Source organism: Streptomyces sp. NPDC055078 (assembly GCF_053607985.1).
Map to the genome: position 1 here is coordinate 1 of NZ_JBSGUP010000327.1, position 9,014 is coordinate 9,014.

General features: G+C 71.7%; 11 protein-coding genes. 9 read left to right on the plus strand and 2 right to left on the minus strand.

Translation table 11 applies throughout. From position 1 onward, the window contains the following. The 9 genes from ACWF94_RS24540 to lgt form a co-directional block, all read left to right on the plus strand. Positions 1-438, plus strand: a 438-nt coding sequence (locus ACWF94_RS24540; protein WP_453492336.1) for a TIGR02234 family membrane protein, incomplete at its 5' end; no start/stop codon positions are given. A gap of 149 nt (positions 439-587) precedes the next feature. Further along, positions 588-869, plus strand: a complete 282-nt coding sequence (locus tag ACWF94_RS24545) for an HGxxPAAW family protein (protein ID WP_453492339.1) — start codon at positions 588-590, stop codon at positions 867-869. A gap of 128 nt (positions 870-997) precedes the next feature. Continuing rightward, entirely contained in the window at positions 998-1,447 is a 450-nt protein-coding gene (locus tag ACWF94_RS24550; RefSeq protein ID WP_453492342.1) for a DUF2752 domain-containing protein, read from the plus strand. Between the two features lie 148 nt (positions 1,448-1,595). Continuing rightward, positions 1,596-2,405, plus strand: a complete 810-nt coding sequence (trpC, locus tag ACWF94_RS24555; RefSeq protein WP_453492345.1) for an indole-3-glycerol phosphate synthase TrpC — start codon at positions 1,596-1,598, stop codon at positions 2,403-2,405. An 8-nt stretch (positions 2,406-2,413) separates the two neighbouring features. Further along, on the plus strand, positions 2,414-2,614 hold the full coding sequence (gene trpM, locus ACWF94_RS24560) for a tryptophan biosynthesis modulator TrpM (protein WP_453492348.1): 201 nt from the start codon (positions 2,414-2,416) through the stop codon (positions 2,612-2,614). Positions 2,615-3,147: 533 nt separating this feature from the next. Next, positions 3,148-4,386 (plus strand): tryptophan synthase subunit beta, encoded by a 1,239-nt coding sequence (gene trpB / locus ACWF94_RS24565; protein WP_453492351.1) that lies wholly within the window; start codon positions 3,148-3,150, stop codon positions 4,384-4,386. Beyond that, a complete protein-coding gene (gene trpA / locus ACWF94_RS24570) occupies positions 4,383-5,207 on the plus strand; it encodes a tryptophan synthase subunit alpha (RefSeq protein WP_453492354.1) in 825 nt (274 codons plus the stop codon). Before trpB ends, trpA begins: the two co-directional genes overlap by 4 nt. 86 nt (positions 5,208-5,293) lie before the next feature. Next, entirely contained in the window at positions 5,294-6,124 is an 831-nt protein-coding gene (locus tag ACWF94_RS24575; protein WP_453492357.1) for a DsbA family protein, read from the plus strand. A gap of 102 nt (positions 6,125-6,226) precedes the next feature. Beyond that, positions 6,227-7,228, plus strand: coding sequence for a prolipoprotein diacylglyceryl transferase (gene lgt / locus ACWF94_RS24580; protein ID WP_453492360.1), 1,002 nt, complete (start codon positions 6,227-6,229; stop codon positions 7,226-7,228). 265 nt (positions 7,229-7,493) lie between these two features. Here lgt and ACWF94_RS24585 read toward each other — a convergent pair whose 3' ends face one another. After that, positions 7,494-8,306, minus strand: a complete 813-nt coding sequence (locus ACWF94_RS24585) for an HpcH/HpaI aldolase/citrate lyase family protein (RefSeq protein ID WP_453492363.1) — start codon at positions 8,304-8,306, stop codon at positions 7,494-7,496. Continuing rightward, positions 8,303-9,014, minus strand: a 712-nt coding sequence (locus ACWF94_RS24590) for a CaiB/BaiF CoA transferase family protein (RefSeq protein ID WP_453492366.1), incomplete at its 5' end; no start/stop codon positions are given. The genes ACWF94_RS24585 and ACWF94_RS24590, both read right to left, overlap by 4 nt.

A 9,014-nucleotide genomic window follows, 5' to 3' on the forward strand; every position in this document is an offset into this window, starting at 1 on the left:
GTCACCGGCGTCCCCACCGCTCTCGCCGTCGTCGGCCTGGCGGCGCTCGTGGCCGTCTTCGCCGTACGCGGCGCGGCCCGGCTCCTGGTCGCCGCGCTGCTCGCCCTCAGTGGGGCGGGCGCGGCGTTCGCCGCCTTCTCCGGCGCGTCCGACAGCGCGGCCCTGGACGAGAAGGCCGCCCGGACCACCGGCGACACGGCCGCCACGATCGACGCGCTGACCCACACCCCCTGGCCCTATGTGACCGTCGCCGGAGGCGCCCTGATCCTGCTCGCCGGGCTGCTCGCACTCCGCTACGGCCGGCAGTGGCCCGCCATGTCCGGCCGCTACGAGCGCGACGGCACGCCCCGGACCCGTAAGGCACCGGCCGTCGACCCCGACCGGCCCGAGGACCTGTGGAAGGCCCTGGACCGGGGCGAGGACCCCACCTCCCGCTGAGGTCACCGAGCCGTACGACCCCCTGCGCACCGCTTCGCGCGGCGTACGCGACAATGGGAGACGAGCGTCCGGCTCATCCGCTCAGCACCAGCTCATCGCGGGTGGGCCGACGGCGCACCCCACAGAGCACCAGCCACAAGGAGCTACTCATGTCGGGCACCGCCCACGGACACACCCCGGCCGCCTGGACCGGTGTCACCATCTCGTTTCTCGGTTTCTGCGTCGCAGGCGTCTTCATGGTCGCGGTCAACCCGCTCGGCTTCTGGGGCGGTCTGGCGATCGTCTTCCTCGGTCCCGTCGTCGGTATGGCGATGAAGTCCGCCGGTCTCGGCATGCCGAAGGAGTCCGAGGACCGGGTACGGGCCCGCGAGCACGCCTCCCAGGTGCAGCGGCGTGCCGTCGAGCCCGCGCCGGCGCGGTCCACGGTCTGATTCCCGGCTCCGGTCCGAGGAAGTCCGAGGGCAGAGGAGCCCCGGACGACCGGCGGTTCGAGACGCGGTCCGGCCGCCGCCGGGCTGCGTCTTTCCGTGTCAGTGGAGAGAATCACGGGGTGGACGCCATGACTTCTCCTGTCACGCCCGGCCGCGCACCTGGACGCGCTCCCGGGCCCGCCCCTCTCGCCCGCCGTCTCGCCGCCCCCCTGGCGAGTATCGCCGGGGTGGCCGCCGCCTTCGCTTACGTCGGCGCGATCGACCCCAATGAACCGGGCCACTACCCCGTCTGCCCCCTGCTCGACGTCAGCGGTCTGTACTGCCCCGGCTGCGGGGGCCTGCGCAGCGCCCACGCCTTCATCCACGGCGATCTGGGCACCGCTCTCGGGGCCAACGCCGTCGCCGTCGCCGGCTATCTCGTCTTCGCCGTGGTGTGGACGATGTGGCTGATTCGCGCCGTTAGGGGAACACCCTTGCGTATCTCCGTCGCCCCTGTCTGGTGGTGGGCGCTCGGCGGCTCCGTACTGATCTTCAGCATCGTCCGGAATCTGCCCTTCGGCTCAGCGCTCGCACCGTGAACGGGCCCTCGCAGGGGCTGGTCAGCCGCTGTGCGGAGTCCCAGTCCGTGGGACGGGCGTCAACCGGATGCGAGGCCGGAGCCCTCCTGCGGATACCATCGACATGGCTGATCCTTAACCATCCACGTCCCGGAAGGGGGCCGCTCGGGTGAGTGTGCTCGACGAGATCATCGAAGGCGTGCGCGCCGACCTCGCGGAGCGGCAGGCGCGTGTGAGCCTCGACGAGCTCAAGGAGCGCGCCGCGAAGGCTCCGGCGGCCAAGGACGGCGTGGCCGCCCTGCGCGGCGAGGGTGTCCAGGTGATCTGCGAGGTCAAGCGCTCCAGCCCGTCGAAGGGCGCGCTCGCCGCGATCGCGGACCCGGCCGGACTCGCCGCTGACTACGAGGCGGGCGGCGCGGCCGTCATCTCCGTACTGACCGAGGAGCGCCGTTTCGGCGGCTCGCTCGCAGACCTGGAGGCCGTCCGCGCGCGGGTCGACATCCCCGTGCTGCGCAAGGACTTCATCGTCACCGCCTATCAGCTGTGGGAGGCCCGTGCGTACGGCGCCGACCTGGTGCTGCTGATCGTCGCCGCGCTGGAGCAGGAGGCCCTCGTCTCGCTGATCGAGCGCGCCGAGTCCATCGGGCTGACCCCGCTCGTCGAGGTCCACGACGAGGACGAGGTCGAGCGGGCGGTGGAGGCAGGCGCGAAGATCATCGGTGTCAATGCCCGTGATCTGAAGACGCTCAAGGTCGACCGTGCCACGTTCGACCGGGTCGCCGACGAGATCCCCGCGCATATCGTCAAGATCGCCGAGTCCGGGGTGCGCGGCCCCCACGATCTGATCGCCTACGCGAATGCGGGCGCCGACGCGGTGCTCGTCGGCGAGTCCCTGGTCACCGGTCGCGACCCCAAGTCGGCCGTCGCCGATCTGGTCGCCGCGGGAGCCCACCCCGCCCTGCGCCACGGGCGGAGCTGACCCCGTCCATGCCGCCCGCCCGTTCCCGCCGGACGCGCCCGCGCCCGGCGCCCGGTGACGCGTACGCGCGCCTGGCGCGCGGTTGCCGCCCCCGCGGCTGCCGCGCTCCGGCCCGGCAGGTGCACGGGCGCCGGGTCCGCTACGTCATCGGCTCCGAACCGGGCCAGGTCAACGGCATGCGATGGCACCCGCCGACCGCGCCCGCCTGACCCACACCCGGCCCACGCCTGACCCGGGTCGGCCGCAACCCGGCCCGGGTCCGGCGCACGGGGCGCCGTCGTCTGCCGCCCGTCGGTCCGGCCCGCCCCTGCGGTGGGCCCGGCCCGGCCCGGGGCGCTGCCCGGCAGCCGGTCAGGTCCGGACTGCGGTACCGGGACTGCGGTACCGGGACTGCGATACCGCGTCCGGTCGGCGGCTGTCGGAGCGCCTCCGGGTCTCCCGGTGCCCCGACAGTGCCGGGTTCCGGCAGCCGTACGGCGAAGGTCGCCCCGGTTCGCGGGGTGATGATTGCCCGGCTCGTACGATGACGGCTCCCGGCTTCGTACGGTGACGGTTCCCGGTTCGGTTACGGCGATGAACGGTCACCCCGGCGCGGCACACCGGGCGGCCACGGCGTCCTCGCGTCGTTCGCCACCTCCGACGCACATCTGCCACACATCTGACGCGCACCTTACGCACCCATTTCGCACACCTTCGCACACGAACTTCCGGGGCCGTCGAGCCCCATCGAGGAGTACGCCGGATGACTTCCGACTTCTTCATCCCGGACCCAGAGGGTCATGTCCCGAGCGCCGCCGGATACTTCGGCGACTTCGGCGGCAAGTTCATCCCCGAGGCGCTCGTCGCCGCGGTCGACGAGGTCGCCGTCGAGTACGACAAGGCCAAGGCGGACCCCGCCTTCGCCGCCGAGCTGGACGACCTCCTGGTCAACTACACCGGGCGCCCCAGCAGCCTCACCGAGGTGCCCCGGTTCGCCGGGCACGCGGGCGGGGCGCGGATCTTCCTCAAGCGGGAGGATCTGAACCACACCGGCTCGCACAAGATCAACAATGTGCTCGGGCAGGCGCTGCTCACCCGGCGCATGGGCAAGACCCGGGTCATCGCCGAGACCGGCGCGGGCCAGCACGGGGTCGCGACCGCGACCGCCTGCGCGCTCTTCGGCCTGGAGTGCACGATCTACATGGGCGAGATCGACACCGAGCGCCAGGCGCTCAATGTCGCCCGGATGCGGATGCTCGGTGCCGAGGTCATCCCGGTGACCTCAGGCAGCCGCACGCTTAAGGACGCCATCAACGAGGCGTTCCGCGACTGGGTCGCCAATGTGGACCGTACGCACTATCTCTTCGGTACGGTCGCGGGCCCCCACCCCTTCCCCGCGATGGTGCGCGACTTCCACCGCGTCATCGGAGTGGAGGCACGCCGCCAGATCCTGGAGCGCGCCGGACGGCTCCCGGACGCGGCCGTCGCCTGTGTCGGCGGCGGTTCCAACGCGATCGGGCTCTTCCACGCCTTCATCCCGGACGCCTCCGTACGCCTCATCGGCTGTGAGCCGGGCGGGCACGGCATCGAGACCGGCGAGCACGCGGCCACCCTGACGGCGGGCGAGCCCGGCGTCCTGCACGGTTCGCGGTCGTACGTCCTCCAGGACGACGAGGGCCAGATCACCGAGCCGTACTCGATCTCGGCGGGACTCGACTACCCGGGCATCGGCCCCGAGCACTCGTACCTCAAGGACACCGGGCGGGCGGAGTACCGCGCGATCACCGACGACGAGGCGATGGGGGCGCTGCGGCTGCTCTCCCGCACCGAGGGGATCATCCCGGCCATCGAGTCCGCGCACGCCCTGGCCGGAGCGCTGGACATCGGCCGCGAGCTGGGCGATGACGGGCTGATCATCGTCAATCTGTCCGGCCGGGGCGACAAGGACATGGACACCGCCGCCCGCTACTTCGGGCTGTACGACGGGAAGGACGCCCAGTGAGCGGCAATGTGACACTGCTGAGCGAGGCGCTCGCCGCGGCGAAGGCCGCCGACCGGGCGGCGCTCATCGCCTATCTGCCGGCCGGATTCCCGACCGTGGACGGCGGTATCGAGGCGGTCAAGGCCGTCCTCGACGGCGGCGCGGACATCGTCGAGGTGGGGCTGCCGCACAGCGACCCCGTGCTCGACGGCCCGGTCATCCAGACCGCCGACGACATCGCCCTGAGGGGCGGCGTCAGGATCGCCGATGTGATGCGTACCGTCCGGGAGGCGCACACCGCCACCGGCAAGCCGGTCCTGGTGATGACGTACTGGAACCCTGTCGACCGGTACGGCGTCGAGCGCTTCACCGCCGAGCTGGCCGAGGCGGGCGGCGCCGGCTGCATCCTGCCCGACCTGCCGGTCGAGGAGTCCGCGGTATGGCGGGAACACGCGGCGAAGCACGGTCTCGCCACCGTCTTCGTCGTCGCCCCGAGCAGCAAGGACGCCCGGATCGCCCGGATCACCGAGGCCGGTTCCGGCTTTGTGTACGCGGCCTCGCTGATGGGTGTCACCGGCACCCGAGAATCGGTCGGCGAGCAGGCCCAGGACCTGGTCCGGCGTACCCGCGCCACCACCGCGCTGCCGGTCTGCGTGGGGCTCGGCGTCTCCAACGCCGACCAGGCCCGGGAGGTCGCCGCCTTCGCCGACGGGGTGATCGTCGGTTCCGCGTTCGTCAAGCGCCTCCTGGATGCCCCGGACACCCCTGCGGGGCTGCTGGCCGTACGGGAACTCGCGGCCGAGCTGGCCGAGGGCGTACGCAGGGGGCGCACCGGCGTATAGCACGCATCGCTCGTACGTGATCGCTCGTACGGGTGGATCTGGGACCGGGGAGGCGCGGACGTGCCTCCCCGGTTCGTTTGGGTGATGTGAGCGACAACAATCAGGACAATCAGGCAAGGAAAGGGACCGCCCGGGAGCGGCTCCAGCGGGAGCGCGAGCGGGAGAAGGTCCGCGAGAAGCGGCGGCGGGTGCTGATCGTCTCCGCGTCGGTGGTGGCCGTTCTCGGACTCGCCGCCGTCGTCGGCGTGATCGCGGCCAACGCGGGCAAGGACGAGGAGAGCGGCTCCCAGGCGGGACCGCTGCTCGCGCCATCGGGGGTGGCGGGCAAGGACGAGCTGGCGATCCCGGTGGGCGCGGTCGACGCGCCGTCGACACTCACGATCTGGGAGGACTTCCGCTGCCCGGTCTGCGCCCAGTTCGAGAACGTGTTCCGCAAGACGCTCCAGGACCTGGAGAAGTCCGGTGACCTGAAGATCGAGTACAACCTCGCCACGATCATCGACGGGAACATGGGCGGTACCGGCTCCCTGCGCGCGGCCAATGCCGCCGCCTGCTCCCAGGACACCGGGAAGTTCGCGCCGTACCACGATGTGCTGTTCCAGAACCAGCCCCCGGAGCCGGACGACGCCTTCGGCGACAATGACCGGCTGATCGAGCTGGCGGGCAAGGTCGACGGGCTCGACACGCCCGCCTTCCGCAGCTGTGTGAACGACGGCAAGCACGACTCCTGGGTCGCCAAGTCGAACACGGCCTTTCAGAACGGCGGCTTCCGCGGCACGCCCACCGTCCTGCTGAACGGGGAATCGATCTTTCCGGACAAGGGCGGACAGCAGATCTCCCCGGAGAATCTGAAGAAGTGGGTCGCCGAGGCGAACAAGGGCAAGAAGCCGGGGACGAAGACCCCGGAATCCCCCTGAGTCCGGGGCCGGCGGGCATTGCTCCCGCGCGGGCCCGTTACCCAGACGTTGCCGGGGCAGGTTGCCGCGCCCGCCGCCCGGCAGGGTAGCGTCGGACCTGCCATGGAACTTGCCTACATTCCCAGTCCGTCGAGCGGTGCGATCCATCTCGGACCGATCCCGCTGCGAGGCTACGCGCTCTGCATCATCCTCGGTGTCTTTGTCGCCGTCTGGTACGGCAACAAGCGCTGGATCGCCCGCGGGGGCCGAGCCGGCACCGTGGCCGACATCGCCGTCTGGGCCGTGCCCTTCGGCCTGGTCGGCGGTCGGCTCTACCATGTGATCACCGACTATCAGCTGTACTTCAGCGACGGTGAGAACTGGGTCGACGCGTTCAAGATCTGGGAGGGCGGCCTCGGGATCTGGGGTGCGATCGCGTTCGGCGCGGTCGGTGCCTGGATCGGCTGCCGCCGTCGGGGAATCCCCCTGCCGGCCTGGGCGGACGCCCTCGCACCGGCCATCGCCATCGCCCAGGCCATCGGCCGCTGGGGGAACTGGTTCAACCAGGAGCTGTACGGCAAGGAGACGGACCTGCCGTGGGCGCTCAAGATCACCGAGGGCGCGAACCGGGAGGCCGGGCTTTACCACCCGACCTTCCTGTACGAGTCCCTGTGGTGCATCGGGGTCGCGCTCCTCGTCGTCTGGGCCGACCGCCGCTTCAAACTGGGCCACGGCCGGGCGTTCGCCGTCTATGTCGCCGCGTACTGCGCGGGCCGCGCCTGGATCGAGTATCTGCGCGTCGACGAGGCGCACGAGGTGCTGGGGCTGCGGCTGAACGTCTGGACCTCGATCGTCGTCTTCCTGCTGGCCGTGGCGTACATCGTGATCTCGTCGCGGATGCGGCCGGGGCGCGAGGAGGTCGTCGAACCGGCCGGTGCCGAGGACTCCGCCGTCGCTGAGGACTCCGCGGACGCCGACGGCCCCGAGGGCACCAAGGGCGCCGCTCCGGGTGGCTCGGACACCGACACCAACGCCGACTCTGGGTCCGATGCCGGTACCGGGGGCGGCGGGAAGCCCGCGACCGCCGAGGCGGACGCGGACGCGGGGTCGTCCAAGAAGGGCTGACCGCAGGCGCCGCACCCGCCGTGTGACGCCGCACCGCCGTACGGCAGGCCGCGGACGAAGGGGGCGCGAGGAGTCCCGTACGACAGGTCCCGTGCGAATCGTTCCGTGTTACGTGTTTCCGCGCAGCGCTCTCGTACGACCGACCGGCGCTGTGTACGGCTGTCAGGGCTAGGGCTAGGGCGAGGCCGTCGGCGACCCGAGAGGGTCCTGGCGGCCTCGCGCTGTCTGCGGGTGCCCGGGGTGCCGGGTGCCGGGTGCGCGGACGCTACAGCGGAGCCTCGCGCCGGGCCAGCGAGAGGGTGCGCCGGGCGGCCGCCACGATCGCGGCGTCGACAAAGCGGCCGTCGGGCAGGGCGAGCGCCCCCTCGTCCGTGGCGGCGGCCTTCACGACCTCCGCCGCGGCCTCGATCTCCTGGGGGGTGGGGCGGAAGGCCCGTTCGATCACGGGGAGCTGGCGGGGGTGGATGGCCGCCCGGCCCAGGAAGCCGAGTGCGCGGCCATGGGCACAGGACGCGTACAGCGCGTCGAGATCGCGGATGTCGGGGAACACGGACTGCGTCGGCGGCGGGAGACCCGCCGCGCGGGCGGCGATGACGATCCGGGTGCGCGGCCAGTCCAGCGACGAGCCGTCCCGGGCACCGAGGTCGGCGCGGAGATCGGCCTCGCCCAGGGCGATGCCCTGGACGGCGGGGTGGGCCGTGGCGATGGTGAACGCGTGCTCGATCGCGAGCGCGGATTCCAGCAACGGGTAGAGCGGGACGCCCGGGGCGAGGCCGGCGATCCGGTGAATGTCAGTGCCGTGTGCGACCTTGGGAACACGGAGAGCACAGAGGCCGGGGAGACCGGTCAGGGTCGCGGTCTCCTCGGGGGACCGGTGGGAGTTGATGCGGACATGGACCGGCAGTGGCTGGGGGGACGCGAGGAGTTCGGCCGTGGCGGCCAGGGCGTATTTCTTGCGGGCGGGGGCGACCGCGTCCTCAAGATCGACGATGACGACATCGGCGGTGGAGGCGATGGCCTTGCGGACGATCTCGGGGCGGTCTCCGGGTGCGTAGAGATAGGTGAGGGGGATGGTCATAGGGCGCCCTGGGTGCGGAGTGCGCTGATATCGGCCCCGGTCAGGCCGAGTTCGGTGAGGACCGCCTCGGTGTCGGCGCCGTGCGGGCGGCCGGCCCAGCGGATGGCGCCGGGGGTGTCGGAGAGCCGGAAGAGGACGTTCTGCATCCGGAGGGGGCCGAGTTCGGGGTCGGTGACCTCCGTGACCGTGTCCAGCGCGCGGTACTGGGGGTCCTCCATGACATCGCGGACGTCGTAGATCGGCGCGATCGCGGCCTCCGCCTTCTCGAAGGCGTCCATGGCCTCGTCACGGGTCCGCCGGGCGATCCAGCCGCCGACCGCGCGGTCGAGTTCATCGGCGTTCCGGGCCCGGCCGGTTCCGGTGGTGAACCAGGGCTCGTCGATCAGATCGGGCCGGCCGACCAGTCGCATGACGCGTTCGGCGACGGACTGGGCGGAGGTGGAGACGGCGAGCCAGTGGCCGTCAGCGGTGCGATAGGTGTTGCGGGGGGCGTTGTTGAGGGAGCGGTTGCCGGTGCGCGGCTGGACATGGCCGAGTTGGTCGTACCAGAGCGGCTGCGGGCCGAGGACCGTGAGGATCGGCTCGATGATCGCGAGGTCGACGACCTGGCCGCGCCCGGTGGCGGTGCGGGCCGTCAGCGCGGTCATGACGGCGTAGGACGTGGCGAGAGCGGCGATCGAGTCGGCGAGACCGAAGGGAGGGAGAGTG

Bases quoted from the DNA above. Each gene is read 5' to 3' on its own strand.
- ACWF94_RS24545 (WP_453492339.1), top strand. From the start codon at position 588: ATGTCGGGCACCGCCCACGGACACACCCCGGCCGCCTGGACCGGTGTC.
- ACWF94_RS24550 (WP_453492342.1), top strand. From the start codon at position 998: ATGACTTCTCCTGTCACGCCCGGCCGCGCACCTGGACGCGCTCCCGGG.
- trpM (WP_453492348.1), top strand. From the start codon at position 2,414: ATGCCGCCCGCCCGTTCCCGCCGGACGCGCCCGCGCCCGGCGCCCGGT.
- trpB (WP_453492351.1), top strand. From the start codon at position 3,148: ATGACTTCCGACTTCTTCATCCCGGACCCAGAGGGTCATGTCCCGAGC.
- lgt (WP_453492360.1), top strand. From the start codon at position 6,227: ATGGAACTTGCCTACATTCCCAGTCCGTCGAGCGGTGCGATCCATCTC.
- ACWF94_RS24585 (WP_453492363.1), bottom strand. From the start codon at position 8,306: ATGACCATCCCCCTCACCTATCTCTACGCACCCGGAGACCGCCCCGAG.